Source organism: Pseudoduganella sp. GW821-FHT05F09, assembly GCF_059419605.1.
In genome coordinates this window covers 195727-216937 of record NZ_JBWKSD010000009.1, presented here as the reverse complement: position 1 = coordinate 216937, position 21211 = coordinate 195727, and the positions used below count along the sequence as shown (strand labels likewise).

Here is a 21211-nt window from a genome sequence, read left to right as displayed (position 1 = left end):
GCAGCGATGAGCTCAGTGAAGGGAATGGATTTACCGCTGGAACGGCCTGATGACGGCGATGGACGGGCGGCGCTGTTCGTGCCGACCACGGCCATCAAGGAAGACGTGCTGCAACTGGTGCGCAAGGGCGCCGCTGTGGTGGGCTTCGGCAACCACGACCGCACCCTGACCATTTATTACGAGAGCAACCGCTTTTCGGAGCCGGCGCTGGCGAAGTGGGAGCAGAAGGCGCGCAAGTGCTTCGAGCGCCTGCTGGACAACCTGCCGACCACCAACAAGATGGTCAGCAAGCCGGAGAACTTCGAGCAGGTGGGCTATATCAGCAACAAGGGCATCGTGATCCGCCGCATGGAAGTGCTGCAGCGCTGGCTGGAGTACTCGGACGCGCTGGACTCCGCGCCGGAGAGCGAAACGGTGGCGTTTGCGCCGCCGCCGCCGCCCAAGAAGATCGTCGCCGAGTAATCCCCCTCACACCACCAGAATGCTGGCCTGCGCCTTCAGCGGGCAGGGCAGGGTATCGTCAAACGTGATCTCGACCGCGCTCGCCACGAAGAAGCCGCCGATGTGCTGCGCGGCGATCTCCGGCGGCGTGCCCGGCTTGGTCAGGTTCACGTCCTGCGCGAACAGGAAGATGCGCCATCTGCCGTACACCGTCTGGCCGTACTTGAGCAGCAGCCGGTAGGCCAGCTCCAGGCTCAGGCCGGCCGCGTACACGCCGTCGTTGGCGCCGGGGTCGAAGCCCAGGCCGTCGTCGGTCAGCGGTATCACGAAGTTCAATCCCTGCGGCGCCTGGAAGATGGCGAAGGAGTACAGGTCGGTGCCGTGGAACAGGCTGCCGTCTTCGCGGTGGAATCTGGCGCGCACCCACAACGGACTGAAGGCCTGCACCTGCGGCGGCGCTTCCACGTCCACCGGGCCGGCGGTGTGGATGTTGGTTTGCGTCTCCGTCACGCTGTGGCTATAGCTGGCGCCGGTGGTGAAGCGCTGGTAGGTCCAGCTGACGTCGGTGGCGTAGGGCACGCCGGCGTTGGGCGCTTCCAGCATGGTCCACTCGGCCACCACGCGCTCGCCCACGGTCAGTTCGCCGGCGGCGGGCGGGGTGGCTTCCTGGCCGCGCCAGAACGGGTCGGCCGCGTCCGAGCAGGCCACGGCGATGGCCACCGAGGCGATGGCCGAGGCCACCCCGGCCACCGTGTATTCCGGCTGGCCCGAGGTGGCGCCCTCCAGCGAGCAGCAGGTCACGCTGGGGTCGGTTTCCTCCACGCTGCCGCCCACGTTGAAGCTGGCCTTGCCCGCGCCCAGCGCCGCCGCGATGATGGCCACCAGCGCGGCGACGATGGCGATAATGATGGCGAGTATCTTCCACCACGGGTCGGCAAAGGGCAGCTCGCCGTGCAGGCCGGGGAAGGCGGGATTCGGCGCCCATGCCATGGTCAGCCCGGTGGGCACGATGGGGCCGCCGCCGGGCGGGCAGATGCATTCCTTGCCGTCCGGACCGGTCTGGCCCCAGCGCTTGCCGGGCAGGTGGCCTTTCAGATTGGACACCGTCAGCGTGCCTTCCTGCACCGTGCAGGTGTAGGTGTTGCTCATGGCGTCGAAGCGGGTTTCGGAGACGAAGATCTGCTGGATGGAGCGGCGCGAGGTAAAACCGTCGGCGCGCGCCAAAATGCTGACCAGCGGCTTGCCGGGGCTGGCGTGCTGGAAGTCGGCGTCCCACATCACCAGCATGGCGGCGCCGGCGGGGATGCTGGCGAAGTAGTGGGTGCGCGCCACCGGCGCAATGCCGGGGTCGCCCACGCTTTCGAGCCAGACGGTGACGTTGGTCAGCGCGCTGGACGAGAGGTTGGTGATGTGGGCGGCAATGCGCAGGCCGTAGATGGCGTTGTCGAATATGCCGTCCGGCAGCATGATGCTGGTCACGGGCTCGATGGCGAACGGGCGCGTGAGGACCTGGAGTGGGGTGGCGCTCATTTTTTGTCTCCTTCCCGCTGGACTACGACGTAGCTGACGCCGCCGGCCACCTTGCCCTGGCTGCGTTCGATGATGTGCACCAGCTGGTACTGGCCGGGCCGCAGGCCGTCCGCGCTGAAGGCCGCGTAGACGGCGGCGGCGGTGCCGCGCGGCAGGCTGACGCGCAGGCCGCGCTTGCTCTCGTATCCCGCGTCCGGCGCCGCCTCGCCGCCGGCCGCGCCCAGGTCGTCCTCGGCGGCGCCGGGTTCCTGGCCCTGCGCTTCAACATTGTCGCCGCCTCCCACCTCGGAGCCGGCGCCGTAGCCGGCCGGCCGCGCGGCTTGCTGTGCGTGCGGGTGCCGGTCCTTGCCGCCGCACAGCGGCAGCAAACTGAGTTCAACCTGCACGGCCCGCTGCGGAGCGGGGCGCAGCTGCAGGCCGCGCAGGCCCAGCAGCGCTAGCTGCCGCTCGTCCAGCTCGCCGCCGTATTCCACGCTGATAAAGGCTTCCTTGTCCTGCCGGGGCAGCGCGCGCACGCTGATGACCATGGCCGCCTGCAGCATGCTGGCCACCAGCACGGTGATATTGCGCTGCGCGATCTGGTCGCGCGCGGGCGGGTCGAACAGATAGCCGTTGGGCAGCGGGTCGGGGATGGGGGCGGTGTCGCCCGGCGCGTGCGCGACGGCCAGCAGGCATTCGTGGCCGCCGTTCACAATCACCGGCACCCACGGCACCAGGCACAGCACGTCCTGGCCGACGGGATTGTTCGGGTCCTGCTCCGGCGCCAGATCGACAAAGGCCGAGCCGATGGCGGTGGCGTTGCCGGCGATGACCTGGGCGCTGGGATCGGCCCAGTAGAAATCGATGCGGGTGCTGTTGGCTTGGGTGTTGCCGAGATTGGCGGCGTGCGCCCACAGGTAGGCGGGCTGGCCGGCCACCGGCGTGCCGGGCGAGCCGTTCGGGTCGGCTCCGGGTACGACCCAGATGTCGGTGCTGGCCCACCAGTATGGCGAGCCGTCGCGGATGGTGATGTGAGCAGGCATGGCAGTCCTTTCGGAAGCAGCGCGGGAAGACCCCGCAGTCCAGCTTATGCCGCTGCCGAATGGGCGATTTGATGTAAATCAGACTCAAGCGTCGGGTTTGCGCAACCGGCTTGCGGAAGTCGTAGGGTTGCTGTACGGCATGTGATATGTTGGACGTGACGGGCAGCAACGATCTGTCCGCACCGACAAAACACACCGGAGACGACAGATGATGAAGCATGCATTCCAGGTTTTATTTGCGGCCGTACTGGCCTTGTCCCTGGGCGGCGGCGCCCGCGCGCAAGACGCGGCGCACCGCGGCACGGCCGACGAGGCGGTGGCCATGGTCAAGAAAGCCGGCGCCTTCATGGACAAGAACGGCCGCGACAAGGCGATTGCCGCCTTCAACGATCCCAAGGGCGAATTCGTCAAGGGCGACCTGTACGTCTTCATGTTCGGCATGAACGGCGACCAGCAGGGCGTGGCGCTGGCGCACGGCCAGAACGCCAAGATGGTCAACAAAAACCTGATGGAGCTCAACGCCGGCGGCGTGTTCCCGATCAAGGAGTTCCTCAAGGTGGCGAACAGCCCGGCCGGCAAGGGCTGGGTTTCCTACAAATGGCCCAATTCCATCAGCAAGAACATGGAAGACAAGTCCACTTATGTCGAGAAGTTCGGCGATGTGCTGATAGGTGTGGGTATCTACAAATAGCCCTGGCGGAAAAGTTCGGCTAACAACCGCGATCCAGCGCAATACGCCCCGCTAAAATGGGGCGTATTTTTTTATGGCGGCTTGCCCGAACCGCAAGGCGCTGCGTTATGATGCAAAGGACAACTTGAGCTCGCCGCGGCGGAGCTCAGGTTCCGCAAGCGGATCCATCCGAGCATATTCGAGCAAATACATGGCATACAGGTGGGAGACTTCCGACAGCGTCTGGCTGGAGGACGATGAAAGTGGGCAATTTGAACTGGCGTCCAGCCAGGGTTTGAGCCGCATCGAGTGGCAGGCGCAAGCGCGCTCGCGCTTGCCGGACGTGGCGCAGCTATTGGGCGCGTCGCTGCCTGCGGGCTGCGCGCACGCGGCCATTTATCCCGAAGGTTTTGCTTACTGCCCCGAGTGCGGCGCGGGGCTGCGGGTGTGCGCGCCGGCGGCGCAGCGCTTGCCCGCGTGGTGGGGGCCGAGCAGCGCGCCGCTGCCGGTGAACGAGGCGCCGCTGCCGCGCCATGCGCCGCACGGCTTGCCGCTGACGGCGCTGCCGCTGGCGGCCAGCCTGGAGACGCGCCCGCCGGAGCCGCAGATGGGGCAGGCGGAGGTGAGGATCCCGGCGCCGCCGAACGCGGTGTGCGTGTTTGCGGCGGCCGATTTCGGCTTTGCGGCGCAGCGCTTGCTGGCGCTGGCCTACACGCGCAACGTGCTGCAGTACTGGGACCCGGCCGCCGCGCGCTGGCATGTGATGACGTGCGAGGACCACCTGGCCGATTTGTCGTTCAGCGCGTCTGCCTATGCGTGGCTGCCGGCGCACGGCGGCGCGCGGGGCGAAGTGGGGCTGGTGCCGTCGGGGCAGGGGCTGGTGCGGCTGTGGATCAATCCGGTCAGCGAGAGTTTCCATACCGAGGCGGTGCTGTCGGCCAGGCTGGCCAGCGCGCCGGGCATGGTGGGACGGCGGATCGCCTGCCTGATCGCGGCGGCCGGCGGCGTGCGCTTGTGGACGGCGGATGCGCAGGGTGCGGATGGGGAGACGCTGGAGATTGCGGCGGAGCCGGCGGGTTTGCCCACGGCGCCCGATGCCATTCCGGATCCGGATGCGGGCGGCGGCGGCGCGGTGCCGGCCGGCGGCTGGTCGCGTCCTTTGAGCTACGACGGAAAGCTGATGTGGCTGCACGCGCAGGGCCATCTGGTCTGGCGTCCGGGCAGCGCGCCGCAATGGCTGCCCTGGCCTGCGGGCTGGACGCCGCGCTTGCAGTTCGGCGGTCCGGCGCGCAGCCGGGACGGGCGCTTGTGGCAGATCGGGCATGACGGGCAGGGTTATTCTTTCCGCGAACTGGGCGTGACCCTGGCGCAGCAGCGCGAACTCGATGGCGCGCGGCTGGGCTTTGGCACGCTGCTGTTCCGCCGTGGCCACCAGGTCAAGAACGAGCCGTGGGACGTGGAAGACGTGGAGGACCAGACCCGCAACGTGGCGCTGGTGCTGCCGCTGCTGGAGAACGTGAGCAGCACGCGCAGCCAGCCGACCGGGCTGGTGCTGCGCATGGAGCGGCCGCCCGCCATGGCGGAGGACGCGCTGGGCGGCGCGGTGATACAGCGCACGCTGATCGAGTGGGTGGGCCAGCGCAATGTCATCCTGGACGAGGCGGTGCGCCTGTCGCATCCGGCCGATTGCCAGCCCTTCGTGTACGACCAGTGCCTGTGGCTGCACCATCCGGGCTGGAACGAGATTCGCGGCTGGCATTTGAAAGCGCTGCCATGATGCGGGCCTGCATGCCTCCACTCATGCCGCCGCTCCTGCCGCCAAGCGCGCTGGCGCTTGCTTGCGCGCTGGGCGCGCCGGCCTCCGCGCTGGCGGCGCCGGTGTCGCACGTCTTCCTGGTGCAGAACTCGGGCTGGATGGAGCCGTTCTATACCGACCCCGCCTCGCAATACAAAGCGCTGGTGACGGAGGTGGTGCTGGCCGCCGTGCAGCCGGGCGATGCGCTGGTGCTGGCGGCCTTCAACCAGAGCCTGCCGGGCGCGCCGTCGCCGAAGGCATTGCTGGCGGCGAAGGTGGACGACAGGCCGCAGCGCGCCGCCGTCTCGGCCGCGCTTGCGCCGCTGGCGGCGGCCAAGAAGCCCGGCAGCAGCGCGCTGGCGGACACCGATCTGGGCGAGGCGGTCAGCACCTCCATCACGTCGGCGCTGGGCGGCAAGCCGGGGCTGATCTGGCTGTTCACCAACAACAAGAACAGCCCGAACAACGACCAGGCCACGGCGCAGCGCAACCGCGAGTTCTATGAGCTGATCCACCACGGCGGCAGCATCAAGAAGGCGCTGGCCTTCCCGCTGCACATGCCGGTGCACGGCCGCTACAGCGCCAACGGCATGATGATTTACGTCTTTGCGATCCAGGACGAAGGCAAGCGCGAGCTCGATGCGCTGCTGCGCTCGGGGCGTTTGCAGAAGGTGATCACCGAGCCGCCCGCGCGCCTCAAGCCGCTCGACCAGGATACCGTGCGCCTGCTGCCTGTGAAGGTGGAGAACGTGCCCGGCGTGGCCTTCTCCACCCAGCCCAACGGCACCCTGCGCGCCGATATCGACGCCGCTGCCGCCGCATCGTCGGCTGGTGGTCCGGCCGCCGCGCGCATCCAATGGCGGCTGGAGAACACGATTTATCCTTACACCATCACCAGCGCGCGCCTGGCTGCGCGCTCCGTGCTGGCGGGCGCCGAGAAGCCGATCGCGCTGGGGGCCGAAAGCGTGCAGGGCCTGGCGCCCGGCAAATCGCTGCCGCTGGCGTCCAGCATGCAGCTGCCGGTGGCCAACCTGCCCGGCAAGTGGTCGCTGGAAGCCGTGCAGGCAGCAGGTTCGGCCGCCGTGCTGCCGGGCGCGATCGAAGTGCAGCTGAGCGAACAGAAACTGGAACTCTCGCAAGCCTTCCGCGAGCGCATGGCCGCGCTGTTCCCCGGCGATCCGCTGCCCGACATTTTCACTCCGCCCAGCCAGGTGCAGGGTTCGCGCGCCGTGCTGCCGCTGGAAGTGCGCATGCAGTTCGGCATAGCGCCCTTGCTGGCGCTGCTGGGCGGCGTGGCGGCCCTGCTGCTGGGCGGCGCCGCGCTGGCCGTTGCCGCAGCGCGTCCGCGCAAGGTGCAGGTCACCGTCGAAGGCGAACTGCGCACGCTGCACGTCAAGGCCGGCAGCAGCCAGCCGTTGTTCGACAAGGCCGGCAACAAGGTCGCCGTGCTTAACACCACTTTATTCGGCAGCACACTGGCGGACCTGCGCGAAGGCGCGCAAGTGCGTCTCGGCCGCTAGTATCGAGCTCATACATCCGCCCCTACAAGGATCACCAAGAATGCAAAAAGAAAACGACATCCAGCTGGCGCAGGCCAATACCGACCCGGGCTTCAAGGTTCCCGGCAGCCAGGACCAGAACGCCAAGCCGTCGAGCGAGCCGGCGCTGTCCAGCGTGCCGCCCGGCGCTGCGCCCAATTCCGCGCCTATCGAAGTGGCGCCGGTGCAGGGCGCGCCCGCCACCGACACCTCCGCGCGCGACCTGGCGATAGGCGGCGCCGTCTTCCTGGTGCTGCTGATCGTGTTCTTCTTCGCCCGCAACGCCTACGCCAACCACCTGGTGCGCCGCCGCGTGGCGCCGTCGTCGGCCGACACGGCGGGCTGGCTGATGTTCTTCGGCCTGTCCTTCCTGAGCGCCGCCGCCGTGCTGGCCATACTGAACGCCGGCAAATTCCTTACCGTGGCCATTACCGGTACCTTGCTTGTCTTCGGCATCGCCGCGCTGGTCGGCGCGATGCTGACGGGCCGCCGTTAATTCAAAAAAAGCCCAGAGGAGCGATCATGGCAGAATTCCAGAACAACGGCGGCGGCAAGAAAGCCGAACTCAAAGTCGACCTGCGTCCCACGCTGTTCATCGGCGCGGGCGGCACGGGCATGGAAGTGATGATGCGCATCCGCCGCCGCATCCTGTCGGCGGTCTGGAACCGCCGCCATCCCACTCGGGTGGAGGCCATAGGCCAGTTCCCGGTGGCGCGCTTCCTGCACGTGGACCTGGACAGCGGCGCCATCATCGACGAGGGCAAGTCGCAGCGCACCGACCCGTGGTACGAGCTGGTGAAGCTGAGCGACGAGGAACGCCTGGTGGAGTCTATCGACCTGCAGCAATACCACGAGTCCGACGACAGCCTGGCGCGCTTTCCGCTGATAGAAAACTGGATGCCGCTGCGGCCCAAGAAACTGCGTTCGCTGGGCATCGACCCGTCCAAGGGCGCGGGCCAGATCCGCGCCGTGGCGCGGCTCTACCTGTACGACAAATATCCCAAGCTGCGCGGCCGCATCAAGGGCGCGCTGAATTTCCTGAGCAGTAACGCGGGCAACGAGCGCAAGGAGAACTACCAGCGCCTGGGCCTGCAAGTGGATACGTCCAAGTTCCGCATCGTGGTCATCGGCTCCAACGCCGGCGGCACCGGCGCGGGCACCGCCATGGACCTGGGCTGGATCGCCAAGGCCATCGCGCGGCAGGAAGTGGCGGACAGTCAGGTGGACCTGGTGATGTTCATGCCGTCCGGTTACGCCAAGGCCAACAAGGAGCGCACCGAGGCCAACGCCTACGCCACCTTGATGGAGCTGGAAACGGCCATGCGCGACATGAACGCGCAAGTGCGCTGGGCCGATCCGGACAGCCTGACCGGCCGTGGCGCGCCGTTCGACGACGTCTACTTCGTCGACACCGCCAACCTGGCCAACAAGGCCACGCAGGATGTGAAGGACGTCTACCAGATGGTGGCGGACTCGCTGTTCGAGGACTTCGCCTCGGCCGATTTCGCCAACCGCAAACGCTCGGTGGCGGTGAACCAGCAGCAGCACAAGCTGGGACCGTTCAATCCGCGCGTGCCTGAGCAGCGCTTCGGCGATATGCGCCTGTCCTACTCCAAGGTGTACTCGGCGTTCGGCCAGGCCGTGCTGGACACGCAGCAAAGCCTGCGCGAAGACATCCGCGCCTACGAGCTGGCGGGCCTGATGGTGAAGGCCTTCTTCGGCCTGCTGGGCAGCGACGGCACCAAAGCGCGCCGCGCCGGCGACCAGGAACGCGACATCTTCATGCGCGAGCAGATGGCGATGTCCGAGCATCCCTTCGACGAGTTCCCCGATTTCAAGAAAGGCACGGTGGACGTGACGCCGTTCCAGGAATACGCGCTCACCGACCAGCTGTTGATGGACAAGGACGAACGCTCGCTGCTGGAGCGCGTGGAGAGCAAGGTGCAGCTCGAGATCGACCGCATCATGGGCGACTACGAGCTGAAACAGTGGCGCGAGAAAGTGGCCGAGCTGTTGCCGCACCTGGAGCGCGACGCCATCCGCGAGGCCGGCGCCACCGCCGAGACCAGCGAGGACCGCCTGAAGCGCCACACGGCGGAACTGCTGCAGCGCCTGAAGGGCCGCGCGCGCGAACAGTTGTACGCGCTGCTGGACGACCGCAAGCAGGGCGGGCTGGAATTCGTGCTGTCGCTGCTGGAGCAGATCAAGGCGCGCATTTCGCAGCGGGACCTGGTGCATATGGAGCGCAACGGCAAGCGCTACCGCGACATCCGCGACGCGCTGCGCACGCGCCAGGTGGAGGAATCGCTGAACAACCTGTCGCAGGCCGCCGCCAAGATGTTCGGCAGCGAGGCGCAGTCACGCGAAGTGATGGCGCACCTGAAGCGCGACATTGCGGACTATCTGCGCTTCCACATGCTGGCCGTGGCGGCCGGGCAGTCGGTGGAGCTGCTGCGCTCCATGTCCACCTGGCTGGGCGACACGCAGTCGGTGGACGAGCAGGGCCAGGCGGTGTGGAGCGGCATTGCGGGCGAACTGCAGGAAGGACGCCGCTGCGTGGAGGCCATGCTGGGCGCGGTGGACCAGCGCATTGCGCAGCTGCGCGCGGACGCGCAGCACGAGCACGCGACCTATATGAAGCTGGCCAGCGACACGGTGCCGGAGGCGGTCAAGCTGAGCGGCGACATCAGCGTGTGGAGCGAGGAAGTGCTGCTGGAGTTCGGCGGCTCGGCGCGTTTGTTCCCGCAACTGGGCGACGAGCAGCTGCGCTCGGCTCTGCTGCTCAAACTGTTCCGCCGCGCGCAGACGCAGCTGAGCAGCGAGCATCTGGACGACGGCGAAGCGCCGCCCGATCCGCTGCTGGAACGCCTGATGGCGATGTCGCCGCAAGAGCGGCAGCTGACGTTCAATGAATGGATACGCAGCGCCATGCCGTGGGTGAATGCGCGCTTCTCGGCGGAGTTCACGCCGAACGCGGACCAGTTCAAATGCTTCATCGGCGTGGGCGACGTGAACGCGTGGCGCAAGCTGGAGGCGGAAATCAAGGCGGCGGTGCCGACCGGTTTCTTCCACGGGGACCTGGTGAGCATCGTCAATACCGGCGAGGCAGGGCGGGCGGTGTGCTATATCGAGCTGTCCGGCATTCCGATGACGGTGCTGCGCGGCTTGCCGACCTGGCGCACGTCCTACCAGATCGAGAATCCCAAGATTCCAACCCATTTGCATTTCGACTCCACGCGCTTCCGCCATCCCATCGCGCCGTCGATGGATGAGCTGAACCGGCTGGCCGACGACTACGAATGGTTCCTGCAGGCGATTGCGCTGGGCGTGGTCAAGCGCAAGGCCGACCTGGCGGACCGCGAGGCGCTGTTCCAGCCGCGCGGCCAATATCTGTTTGAAGTGGAGCAGGGTTCCGGCGAGTGGCTGCAGATCGGGAACGAGTTTGCCATCCGCTCGAACGGCCTGCCCGCGTATTATCGCGACCAGGTGATAGTCTCGGTGCAGCAGCGCCTGGCGCGCATGGGCGCGAACCAGTTCGTGCTGCTGGCGGCGCTGATGCGCCATTACCAGCACCGCGTGTACCAGCCCAAGCTGGAAGTGGACGAGACGGGCGCGGAACTGCCGTCGCCGTCGCTGCCGAATATCACGGCCAAGCGCTTGCATGACGAGTGGGTGAAGCGCGCACAGGCCATGCAGGCTGGCTTGGCGCCGGGTGCGGCGCCGACGGTGGAGCGCGCGCTGGAGGCGCTGGCGGCGTGGAGCGAGCCGGTGGCCGGATCGTCCACGGACGCGTACAGCTGGGAGGTGCAGCACGCGGTGGACAAGCGCGTGCTCAAGCACGAGGTGCTGGCCAGCGACGCGGCTGCGGCGCGCGTGTTTGGCGACGCGCCTGTTGCGCAGGCCGCCGCCACTGCCACCGCCACCGCCGCTGCGGCCGCGCGGCCTGCGCTTGCGGACGGCGTGCTGTACAAGGTGTTCGTCAACAAGACGCAGCTGGGTCCATACGGGCTGCACGAACTGGCCCAGCGCATCGCGGCGGGCGAGGTGGACGGCAATACCAAGGTCTGGAATATGCAGTGGGTGCCGCGCGTGGACCAGTGGAAGCTGGCCAGCGAGATGCCGGACATCGCGCCTCTGCTGAGCGCCGCGATCCCGGACCCGCATGACGATATCCCGGACCCGGAATAAGGAAGGCTGAGTAGTGGACGTAGTGACGTACCGATGCATTAACAATGATTGTGGCCGGGGTTTTCCGCGCCAGGTGAAGTTCTGCCCGTACTGCGGCACGCGGCAAGCCGCAGCCGCAGCCGCTTCCGTGCGGCCTGCGGCTGCGGCCCAGCCCGAGCCTCCAGCGCCGTCAGCGCCGCCGGCCAGCCGTCCGCAGCCGGTGGGCAAGCAGGCGGCAGCGCCTTCGCAGCCCACGCAGCCGCAGTTCCGGCAAACGGTGCCGCCCGCATCCAGGCCGGCGGAAGAGGAGCCTGTCCTCATGACGCCGGAGCAGATCGCTGCGGCCAAAGCGCGGCTGGACAAGCTGCGTGGCCCGCAGACCTCCGGCAGCGCGCAGCCCGGACGCGCCACCGGCGGCCAGCACGGCAAGCCGCCGCTGCGCGAACCGATAGGCTGGAGCACCTGGCTGCTGGTCGCCATGATCCTGGCCGTCATCTGGTATCTGGCCAAGCCCGCCAGCAAGGACGACATCCTCGACAAGCATGCCGACAAGGTGCTCGCACTGATAGGCGAATGCAAGCTGGATGCGGCGCGCGCCGAAGTGACCGCCATGCGCGCGGACAAAGCCAGCGATTTGCAGATCAAGAAGGCCAACGACGCGATTCACAGCGGCGCGCTCACCTGCGAACGGAACCGCCAGCGCAGCAAGGCCTGGGCGGATTTGAAGCCTGCGCTCGAAACAGCTGTGCAGACCGGCGCCGTGGAGCGCGCCGACGCCCGCCTGGCCGCCTTCACCAAGAAATGGGGCGCCGACGACGAAACCCGGGACTGGGACAAACGCATCGATTTGAAAAAGGCCGAGCGACTGCTGGACGACGCCGATGGCTGCCTGAAAATAGCCAACAGTGCCTGCCTGGAAGCCAAGCTGGTGGCCGCCGAGAAGCTGAACCGCAGCGAAGTGGCCGACCGCATCCGCACACTGCGCGAGGCCCTGTCCAAGCTGCTGGAAGCGACCGTGCTGGAACAGAAGGCGCCGCCCGCGCTGAGCAACGAGCCGCCGCGTGCGGCATCTGCAGCACCTGCGGCGCCGGCGCCCCAGGTGCTGAGCACCGCGCCGCAAGCGCCGCAGGCGGCCCAGCAGGCGCGCAAGATCCAGGCGGATGCCGAGCGCGAACTTAGCCAGGGCAATTACAAAGGCGCCATGGACAAGGCGGAAATTTGTGCAACGATGATAGACGTGGGCAACCGCGAATGCCTGGGCCTGAAGCAGCGCGCCGAACGGCTCAACCGAGACATGCTGCGCTGCGTGGCCAGCGGCGCGGACTGGATCAACGACAAATGCCACAACTAATCACGGAGGCAGCATGAAACGTACACTCAGCCTCACCCTGATCGCCGCACTGTTGGCCGGTTGCGCCGCGCCGGATGCAGGCCGCAACGGCCAGCGCAGCAACGGTGGCGGCGGCAGCGGCACCAGCGGCACCGGCAGCGCCGCTGAAAACGCCGCAGCGGGCGCGGCCATCGGCGCGGTGGCTGGCTGCGCACTGGCCGCCCTGGCGGGCAAGAAATGCGCACAGGGCGCCGCGATCGGCGCGGCCATGGGCGCCGCCATCGGCTGGACCTCGTACTCGGAAAAAATCGCCACCGCGCAGACCGTCAACAACGAAGCGCGCCGCCAGGGCATACCCGTGCCGGCCAATGAAATCCGCGTGAAGGATTACCAGGTCTATTCCACTTCCAGCGTGGCGCGCGCCGGCGGCGAGCCGCTGCGGGTGGTTGGCGAAATCAAGCTGTACGGCGAATCGCAGCGCGTGCCGGAAGTGGTGCAGAGCATGACGCTGTTGAAGGCCAACGGCGAGAAGGCATCCGACAAGCCGCAGATCGCCCGCGTGGAGCGCATCGACGGCGCGGGGCAATACCGGGCGGTGGGCGTCTACAAGATCCCGCGCGGCATGGAGCAGGGCCAGTACACGGTGCAGAGCGTGCTGCTGCTGGACGGCCTGGAAGTGGCGCGCCGCACCACCGTGTTCCAGGTGGCGCAGACCGCCGCGCCGGCGATGGCCCGGCTATAGCGTATCAAGCCGCGCGCGCACCGCGTCCGCCTGCGCGCGCAGCGCCTGCACGGCGGCCGGGTCCATCTTGCGCAATTGCGGATACACCATGCCGATGCGCGGATTGCCCGCCAGCGTAGCCTCGTTGCGGGAGAAAAAATCCCAGTACAGCGCGTTGAACGGGCAAGCGTCCTCGCCGATGCGGGCCTTCCTGTCGTAGCGGCAGCCCTTGCAATAGTCGCTCATGCGGTCGATATACGCCGCGCTGGAGACATAGGGCTTGGTGGCCAGCATTCCGCCGTCGGCGAACTGGCTCATGCCCAGCGTGTTCGGCATTTCCACCCACTCGAAGGCGTCGATGTACACGCCCAGATACCACTCGTGCAGCTGCTGCGGGTCTAGCCCCGCCAGCAGCGCGAAATTCCCTATCACCATCAGGCGGTGGATGTGGTGCGCGTGCGCGTGCTGCAAGGAGTCACCGATGGCGCTGGCCAGGCAGCGCATGCCGGTCTGGCCGTCCCAGAACCAGCGCGGCAGCGGCAGACGGTGGCCGAACACATTCTCTTGCCCGTAGCCCGGCATGCGGCTCCAGTACACGCCGCGCACATATTCGCGCCAGCCCAGCACCTGCCGGATAAAGCCCTCGGCGGACGCCAGCGGCGCACGGCCTTCCCGCCATGCCCGCTCCACCGCCTGCACCACCTCGCGCGGATTGAGCATCTTGGTGTTGAGCGCAAAGGACAGCAGCGAATGGAACAGGCGCGATGCGCGGCTGCTCATCGCATCCTGGAATTCGCCGAAGTGAGGCAGCGCGTGTTCGACAAAGCCGGCCAGCTGCTGCAAGGCTTCCTGCCGGTTCAGGGACCACGCGAAGCGCGCCGCATTCGGCTCGCCGAAGCTGCGCGCGCCGGACGCCTGGATCTCCAGCCATAGCGCCGAGTGGTCGTGGCAGGGCCGGAAGTCGTCCGGCTGCGGCGGCGTGCCGGGCCAGGACTTGCGGTTGTCGTGATCATAGTTCCACTTGCCGCCTTGCGGCTTGCCGGCCGCGTCCATCAGCACGCCGTGTTTCACGCGCATGGCGCGGTAGAAGTGCTCCATCAGCCAGTGCCTGCGGCCTTCAAACAGCTGCCCGGCCTCGTCGTGGCGCGTATAAAAATGTTCGCTGTCCACCATGCGGGCGGGGATGGCCAGATTGCGCGTGTAGCGCGCCAGCTGCTGCTCCAGGCGGTATTCATCCGGCATCTGGTATTCGAATTCGGCGGCGTCGAATTGCTCGATGGCGTCGTCCAGATTGGCGGGCAGAGACTGGCGGTTGCGCGCGTCGCCGATCTTCAGATAGTGCACCCGGTGCCCTTGCGCGCGCAGCTGGCGCGCCAGCTCGCGCATGCCGGCGAAAATGGCGATGATCTTCTGCGCGTGGTGCAGCACATAGTCGGTTTCCTGGCGCACCTCCATCATGACGTAGACCACGTCGGCATGGCGGTGGCGGAACCAGCTGTGTTCGGGGTTGAGCTGGTCGCCGAGTATCAGGCGTAGCGTGGTGTCGGTTTTCATGCGGCGACTGTATGCCTTGCCGCGCCCCGCGTCCAGCCGCCGCCCGCGCGGCGGCGGTTCAACTCCGGGTCAAGCTACTTGCCGGTAGGGCGCCAGCTTTTGCATGGTCCAGGTGCGCCGGGCCAGCAGCAGCAAGCCCGCAGTCAACAGCAGCAGGACCGCGCAGTACACCGCGTTGCCATCGATATAGGCACGCGCCGGATACTGCATCCCACCCCGCAGCAGCGTCAAGGACAGCAGTATCCCGGCAACGCATGCGCCTTCCACCGTCCAGCAGCCCAGGCCTTTGAACGCCACCGCGCAGGCCAGGCTGAACGCCAGTTCAGGCACGATCAGCGTGCGCAGCAGGAGTTGATTCAGCGCCTCGCCGGGCGTCATTTTCCCGGTCAGGCAGAGCACGCCCAGCACGCAGAGCCCGAGCAGCACGGTCAGCACCAGGTAGACCGCCAGCGACGAGAAAAATATGTTCAGCGCGATGCTGCGCGTGTGCGGGCCGCCGGGCGCCAGTTGATGGCGCCAGTGAAGGTCGCGCATGACGAGGTTGTGCGAACAGAACAACATCACCATCACCAAGGGCAGCAAATGTTCGCTTTGCGGGAAGGCCGTTCCCCAGGAGGCGCGCAGGTAAAGCAGTGCCATCATCGGAACCAGCAGCAGGTAGCTTGCGCGCTGTGCGGGGGCGAATGGCTTGGCCAGCGCGCTTGCCGGTTCCTGTCTTTTGCGCAGACGCGAATAACGCAGCAACTGGCTTGTCAGCTGTTCGCGCCAGCCGGTGCGGGGCGGCTTGGCGGCGCCTTCTTGCGCCAGGTTCGGCGTTGCGCCGGCGGGGGGCTGCACTTGCCATTGCCGGCGCAGCAGCAAGGCGGCCGCAGGCCAGGACAGCAGCATGGCCCATTGCATCGGGGCCGGCAGCCGGTCCAGCCAGGCCATGAGCGCGCGCGGCCCCGGTATGAACTGCGCGGCGAAGAATGCCAGCAGCGCGGCCCCTGCGGCATAGGCGGCCAGCGTAGCCGCCAACTGCCGGCCGCGCTGCGCGATGCCGGAGCGATGCAGGCAGGCGATGGCAACGAGGCAGCATATCAGCGACAGCACCGCGCCGCCCGTGATCCAGTGCATGCCCGACGCGGGCGTGGCAAAGCGCAGTGTCAGGCCAGCGGAGAAAACGAGCCAGACCAGGGTGACGCTTTGCAGGCAACCGGCGGCGCTGCCGCGCCAGGCTGCCGACGGCGCGCGCATGCCATGCAAGCACTGGTTCGATGCGCGCAGCCGTTCCATTTCCCATACGCAGTGCAAGCCCATGCACAGGCAGCTCTGCGTGAATAGCGCAAGGCTGGTGCCCTCCGTGGCGCTGGGCTCCAGCAGCGAGAAGGGCAGCATGATCACAAGCTGCACGGCCATAAACAACAGCGTCATGCGCGGTACGGGCGCCCATGACGGCGCTGTCGTCAGTCCGATTCTCATATGCCCTCCTTGCGTATTTGAGTGAACAGTTTTTCCACGGTCCAAACCCGGTCCGCCTGGCGCCACAGCAGCGCGGTGCCTGCCGCCAGTACCAGCAGGTAGAGCGGTCCTATGGTCCATTGGCCGGCGTGCGCGGTCCACGAGGCCAGCACCAGGTAGGCTATGCCCATGGCGATGGCGGTGGCGCCCGCAAAGCCGAGCAGGCGGCGCGAGGCGATGCCGCGCATGACGACGGCGGCGCAGGTGGTGAAAGCCAGCTCAAAGGGCAGGATGGCCGCCGCGCCGATGCGCTCCAGCGCCGTGCCCAGCGTGGTGCCCGTGGCCAGCTGGAACGCGAGGTAGGCTAGGCCGATCGCGGCCAGCGCGCACAGTTGCAGCGTCAGCGTGGAGCGGATGATGTGCGTGCCCACGCCGTCGCGGCGCAGGCCGCCCGGCAGCAGCAGCGAGCGCCAGTGCAGGTCGCGCACGGCGAGCCGGTTGGCCGTTACGGTGCAGATAATGTACAGCGCCAGCGCGCGCAGCGGCGTGACGGCGCTGCCCCATTTCGAGGTCAGCATTTGCAGCAGCACCAGGTAGAACAGCAGTTCGCCCTGGAAGACATAGGGCAGCTTGCTGAAGAAGGTGGGGCGCGCGGACGTATTGGCCTCGTCGTGCCAGCGTACCAAGCTGTAGCGCTTGAACAGGGTGGACAGCTTGCCGGGACCCAGCGTGCCGGGCTTGCGTTCACGGGGACGGTAGGCCGGCATGGCGCCCCGGCTGCGGCGCCACAGCGCCCATGCCAGCGCGGGCCAGGCCAGCGCGCACAGCAGCATTGCCGGGGCAGGCGTGGCGAGGATGGCGTGCACCACGGCGCGCCAGCCGTGCAGGGTGGCCCAGCCGAAGCCTGCGATAAAGCCGATGGCGCCGAGGGCGCGGCCCCATTCCAGGCCGCGCCTGGCGAGACCGATGCGGGACAGGGCGCCCAGCACGGCAAGGGAGAGCGACAGCGACAATAATGCGGGAGCCACCAGCCACGGCGCCTGCGAGGCCGGCGCAAGATAGTGCGCAGCCAGCGCGGCGCACAGCACGGCCCAGCAGCGCGTCAGCCACATCAGCGTGTCGCGCGTCCACGCCTGCCACAGCGCGTCCGGCGCGCGGCGCGCGGCCAGCACGCGCCAGGCGTCCTCCAGGACTTCGAGCCGGTAGTTCGCCGCCAGGCCGATGACGACGCAGGCGGCGCCCGTCAGCACGGCGAGGCCGAGGTCCGCGCTGCTGGACGGCGCGCCCGTCGTCAGCATCAGCAGCAGGATCCAGCCGACGCCCAGGAAGGCCAGCATGCCTCGGCCGGTGGCGACGGTCCACTCCGGGTAGGGCAGCGCCGGCAATGCGAGAACGGCGGCGGTTTTCATGCGTTCAGCTCCATGAACAGTTCGTCCAGCGTGAGCGCGCGGCTGGCGCTGGCCAGTTCCGGCGCCAGCCGCGTGTCGATCAGCGCGCGCTCGCCGGCCTTGCCGCGCCAGACGATGGCGGCGCCGGGCGGCTCGCTGCCGGCCGGCGCCACGCGGTAGTGTTCCAGCATCGCGTCCCAGCTGTCGAGCACTTGCAGGCGGCCGCTGCGGATAAAGGCCAGGTGGGTGACCACGCGTTCCAGGTCGCTCAGGATGTGGCTGGAGATGATGACGGTGCGCTCGCGGTCCTCGCCGCTGAAGATGGCGCGCATGAATTCGCGGCGGCTCAGCGGGTCCAGGCTGGCCACGGGTTCGTCGAACAGCAGCACGTCCGGATCATGCGCCAGCGCCAGCACCACGGACAGCTTCTGCTGGTCGCCGCCGGACAGGTCGCGCACCTTGCGCGCCAGCGGCAGGTCCAGCCGCGCCGCCAGCGCCAGGCAGCGCGCCTCGTCCCAGCGCGGGTAGGCGCGGCCTATGGCGCGCAGGTGTTCTTCCGCGCTCATCCAGCCGAACAGGTCCGGCGTCTGCGCCACATAGCCCAGGCGTTCGCGCACCGCGTCGCTCAGGTCCAGCGAAGGGCAGCCCAGCAGCTCGCAGTGGCCGGCGTCCGGAGCGGCCAGGCCGGTCAGGCATTGCAGCAGCGAGGACTTGCCGGCGCCGTTGCGGCCCACCAGGCCGACCACGGCGCCGGCGGGAATGTCGAAGGAAACATCGTGCAGCACGTCGACATGTTTGCGGCGCAGCGTGAGGCCGCAGGCGCGGATGACGGAGTCAGTCATGGTTTTCCTTTTTGGAGGGAGCGTTCAGGCAGCGTTCAAATAGTGCGAGCGCCTCGGCGGGCGGCAGGCCGAGCTGGCGCGCCATCTGCGCCGCCGCTTGCAGCGCGGGCAGCAGCATGGCGGCCTTGTCCTGCGCCGTGGAGGCGGGCTGGGCGTCGGCGATCACCATGCCCAGGCCGCGCCGGCGCGCCAGCAGGCCTTCCGCCTCCAGCATGCTGTAGGCCTTGCTCACGGTCATGGGATTGATGGCGTGGTGCTGCGCCACCGCCCGCACCGACGGCAGCTCGTCGCCCGGCTTGAGCTGGCCGCTGGCCGCCATGCGGCGCAACTGCTCCACGATCTGGCGGTAGATCGGGACGGGGGAGGTGGGGGCGATATCGAAGTCCATGCGGCTCAGTGTATCACTGCATTAATACACTATGCAATACACTTCAATAGACTTTTCGCGGCGGCTTGATCCGCCGCCAGGGAAGGCTGCTTACAGCGGCATCATGGTGATGGGCACGCCGGACAGCACCGCGTTGCCGGACAGCGGATCGCGCAGGTTCTCGTCCAGCAGCACGTTCAGGTTCACGCCCGGCCGCTCGGCCGCCACGCCCATTTGCGTGCCGGGCAGGTTGTGGCCCCAGCCGTGCGGCAGGCTGACCACGCCGGGCATCATGTCGGCGCTCACCTCCACCTGCACCTCGATCTGGCGCGCGCCGTTGCGCACCGTGGCCTGGGCGCCGTCGGCCAGCCGCAGGCGGGCGGCGTCGTCCGGATGGACCAGCGCGGTGCAGCGGTAGGCGCCCTTGGCCAGCACCGGCAGGTTGTGCATCCAGCTGTTGTTCGAGCGCAGTTGGCGGCGGCCGATAATGACCAGGTCGGCCGCCGGCGCGGCCAGGTCGGCCGCCACCCGCGCCAGGTCGTCCAGCAGCAGCTGCGGCGCCAGCTCGATCCGGCCGGACGGCGTGCGCAGCGCTTCGGGGATGCGCTGCGTCATCGGTCCCAGGTCGATGCCGGACGGCGCGGCCTGGATTTTGGCGAGGTTCAGCCCGCCCGGCGCACGGCCGAACTGGTCGCCGTAGGGGCCGCTGCGCAGGCCCAGGTCCAGCAGGCGCTGCACGCCGCGCTGCGGCGCCAGCATGGCCAGCACCGCGTCCGCCTGCCCGCCCACCGCCTTCTCCAGGTCCTCGCGCAGCAGCGCGTCGTCCAGCGCATCGATGTCGGCGCCGGCGCCCTGGCCTTTCAGGATGGCGACCAGGCGCAGCAGGGTTTCCCACTCGTCCGGCTGGCCGCCGCTGCGCGCCAGCACCGGCGGGCTGTAGCGCGCGTGGTTGCGGTGCGAGAACTGGGTGAAGGTCACGTCGTAATGCGCGTCCTCCAGCGGCGACACGCCGGGCAGGATCACGTCCGCATGGCGCGAGGTTTCATTCAGGTAGATGTCCATGCTCAGCATGAATTCCAGCTGCTCCAGCGCGGCCGCCAGGCGCGGGCCGTTGGGGGCCGACAGCACCGGGTTGCCGGCGATGGCGATCAGCGCCTTCACCTGGCCGGGGCCGGGCGTATCGATCTCCTCGGCCAGGCAGGTGATGGGCAGCTCGCCGGCCACCTCCGGCGCGCTCGACAGGCGGCTGTGGTAGCGCCCGCTCGTCACGCCGCGCCCGCTGCCCGGCTTGCCGCGCGTGTTGGCGGCGAAGGCGGCGGCCTTGGGGAACATCATGCCGCCCTCCTGGTCCAGGTGGCCGGTGAGGACGTTGACCACGTCGATCAGCCAGGAGGCCAGCGTACCGTACTGCTGCGTGCAGGTGCCGATGCGGCCGTACACCGCCGCCCGCTCCGTGCCGGCCAGCGTGCGCGCCAGCTCGCGCATGGTGGCGGCGGCGATGCCGCAGCGCGCGGCCACGGTTTCCGGCGCGTAGGGCAGGGCGGCGGCCTGCAATTGCTCCAGTCCCGCCACGTGGCCGGCCAGGCGGCCCAGCTTGACCAGTTGCTCGTCGAACAGCGCATGCACCAGGCCCAGCAGGAAGAACACATCGGCGCCGGGGCGGATGAAATGGTGCTGGTCGGCCACTTCGGCGGTTTCGGTGCGGCGCGGGTCCACCACCACGATGCGGCCGCCGCGCGCGCGCAGCGCCTTGGCCTTGCCGCGGAAATCGGGCACGGTCCACAGGCTGCCGTTGGACACCATGGGATTGGCGCCCAGGATCAGCAGGAATTCGGTGCGCTCGATATCGGGCACGGGCACCGACAGCCAGGAGCCGTACATCAGCCCCACGGACAGCATTTTCGGCACCTGGTCCACGCTGGAAGCGGAAAACATGTTGCGAGTAGACAACGCTTTTGCCAGTTTGGGGAAGTAAAGCATCAAGCTCATTTTGTGCGACACCGGGTTGCCCAGTACAGTGGCTACGGCATTGCCGCCGTCGCGTTCGATGATGGGCAGCAGGCGGCGCTCGATTTCGGCATAGGCTTCGTCCCAGCTGGCGGGATGAAACACCCCGTCGCGCTTGATGAGCGGGGTGCGCAGCCGGTCCCCGTCCTCGTGCAAGTCCTTCAGGCCCACCGCCTTCGGGCACAGGAAGCCGGCGCTGAAGACGTCGGCCTGGTCGCCGCGCACGCGCGTCACCTGGCCCTGGCTGAGTTCCACTTCGAGGCCGCAGGCGGCCTCGCAGAAGGGGCAGATGCGGTGGGCAGACTTGGCTTGCTGCGGGCTGGACGGTTGCATGACGGCTTCCTTGTTTAAAAGTGAACGCTCGTGCTATTGTCAGGATTTGTTACATTGATGTCAATC

At 68.0% G+C, this 21211-nt stretch carries 16 protein-coding genes; 8 read left to right on the top strand and 8 right to left on the bottom strand.

Translation table 11 applies throughout. The features are described from left to right. The first annotated feature begins 6 nt into the window (after positions 1-6). The gene (locus tag AC07S4_RS25915) at positions 7-462 is read left to right on the top strand and encodes a hypothetical protein (RefSeq protein WP_228893667.1); all 456 of its coding nucleotides are present in this window, start codon (positions 7-9) and stop codon (positions 460-462) included. Between the two features lie 6 nt (positions 463-468). On the opposite strand, the gene AC07S4_RS25910 is transcribed toward AC07S4_RS25915, so the two are convergent. Both AC07S4_RS25910 and AC07S4_RS25905 read right to left on the bottom strand, forming a co-directional pair. Beyond that, positions 469-1971 (bottom strand): choice-of-anchor X domain-containing protein, encoded by a 1503-nt coding sequence (locus tag AC07S4_RS25910; protein ID WP_494989343.1) that lies wholly within the window; start codon positions 1969-1971, stop codon positions 469-471. Continuing rightward, entirely contained in the window at positions 1968-2993 is a 1026-nt protein-coding gene (locus AC07S4_RS25905; RefSeq protein WP_494989342.1) for a hypothetical protein, read from the bottom strand. Before AC07S4_RS25905 ends, AC07S4_RS25910 begins: the two co-directional genes overlap by 4 nt. 211 nt (positions 2994-3204) lie before the next feature. Here AC07S4_RS25905 and AC07S4_RS25900 point away from each other — a divergent pair, with 211 nt between their 5' ends. The 7 genes from AC07S4_RS25900 (at position 3205) to AC07S4_RS25870 (ending at position 13235) form a co-directional block, all read left to right on the top strand. Then, complete coding sequence (locus AC07S4_RS25900) at positions 3205-3684, top strand: cache domain-containing protein (RefSeq protein ID WP_494989421.1); 480 nt, start codon at positions 3205-3207, stop codon at positions 3682-3684. A gap of 190 nt (positions 3685-3874) precedes the next feature. Then, positions 3875-5440: a hypothetical protein gene (locus tag AC07S4_RS25895; RefSeq protein ID WP_494989341.1), complete on the top strand. Its 1566-nt coding sequence runs from the start codon at positions 3875-3877 to the stop codon at positions 5438-5440. Between the two features lie 11 nt (positions 5441-5451). After that, the gene (locus AC07S4_RS25890; RefSeq protein WP_494989340.1) at positions 5452-6978 is read left to right on the top strand and encodes a hypothetical protein; all 1527 of its coding nucleotides are present in this window, start codon (positions 5452-5454) and stop codon (positions 6976-6978) included. Positions 6979-7018: 40 nt separating this feature from the next. Then, positions 7019-7492 (top strand): hypothetical protein, encoded by a 474-nt coding sequence (locus tag AC07S4_RS25885; protein ID WP_494989339.1) that lies wholly within the window; start codon positions 7019-7021, stop codon positions 7490-7492. A 26-nt stretch (positions 7493-7518) separates the two neighbouring features. Then, on the top strand, positions 7519-11184 hold the full coding sequence (locus tag AC07S4_RS25880) for a tubulin-like doman-containing protein (RefSeq protein WP_494989338.1): 3666 nt from the start codon (positions 7519-7521) through the stop codon (positions 11182-11184). Positions 11185-11257: 73 nt separating this feature from the next. Continuing rightward, positions 11258-12514 (top strand): hypothetical protein, encoded by a 1257-nt coding sequence (locus AC07S4_RS25875; RefSeq protein WP_494989337.1) that lies wholly within the window; start codon positions 11258-11260, stop codon positions 12512-12514. Positions 12515-12527: 13 nt separating this feature from the next. Then, positions 12528-13235: a hypothetical protein gene (locus AC07S4_RS25870; protein ID WP_494989336.1), complete on the top strand. Its 708-nt coding sequence runs from the start codon at positions 12528-12530 to the stop codon at positions 13233-13235. On the opposite strand, the gene AC07S4_RS25865 is transcribed toward AC07S4_RS25870, so the two are convergent. The 6 genes from AC07S4_RS25865 to AC07S4_RS25840 all read right to left on the bottom strand — a co-directional run bounded on the left by AC07S4_RS25865 (position 13230) and on the right by AC07S4_RS25840 (position 21145). After that, positions 13230-14768 carry a cryptochrome/photolyase family protein gene (locus tag AC07S4_RS25865; RefSeq protein ID WP_494989335.1) on the bottom strand — a complete coding sequence of 513 codons (1539 nt, stop codon included), beginning with the start codon at positions 14766-14768 and terminating at the stop codon, positions 13230-13232. The two genes, AC07S4_RS25870 and AC07S4_RS25865, sit on opposite strands and share 6 nt — an antisense overlap. Before the next feature lie 69 nt (positions 14769-14837). Then, positions 14838-16229, bottom strand: coding sequence for a hypothetical protein (locus tag AC07S4_RS25860; protein ID WP_494989334.1), 1392 nt, complete (start codon positions 16227-16229; stop codon positions 14838-14840). Next, positions 16226-17617: a hypothetical protein gene (locus tag AC07S4_RS25855; RefSeq protein WP_494989333.1), complete on the bottom strand. Its 1392-nt coding sequence runs from the start codon at positions 17615-17617 to the stop codon at positions 16226-16228. The genes AC07S4_RS25860 and AC07S4_RS25855 overlap by 4 nt, the downstream gene beginning before the upstream one ends. After that, entirely contained in the window at positions 17614-18438 is an 825-nt protein-coding gene (locus tag AC07S4_RS25850; RefSeq protein WP_494989332.1) for an ABC transporter ATP-binding protein, read from the bottom strand. The genes AC07S4_RS25855 and AC07S4_RS25850 overlap by 4 nt, the downstream gene beginning before the upstream one ends. Continuing rightward, complete coding sequence (locus AC07S4_RS25845; RefSeq protein ID WP_494989331.1) at positions 18431-18826, bottom strand: GntR family transcriptional regulator; 396 nt, start codon at positions 18824-18826, stop codon at positions 18431-18433. The genes AC07S4_RS25850 and AC07S4_RS25845 overlap by 8 nt, the downstream gene beginning before the upstream one ends. 90 nt (positions 18827-18916) lie before the next feature. Next, positions 18917-21145 carry a molybdopterin-dependent oxidoreductase gene (locus tag AC07S4_RS25840; protein WP_494989330.1) on the bottom strand — a complete coding sequence of 743 codons (2229 nt, stop codon included), beginning with the start codon at positions 21143-21145 and terminating at the stop codon, positions 18917-18919. Positions 21146-21211: the final 66 nt, after the last annotated feature.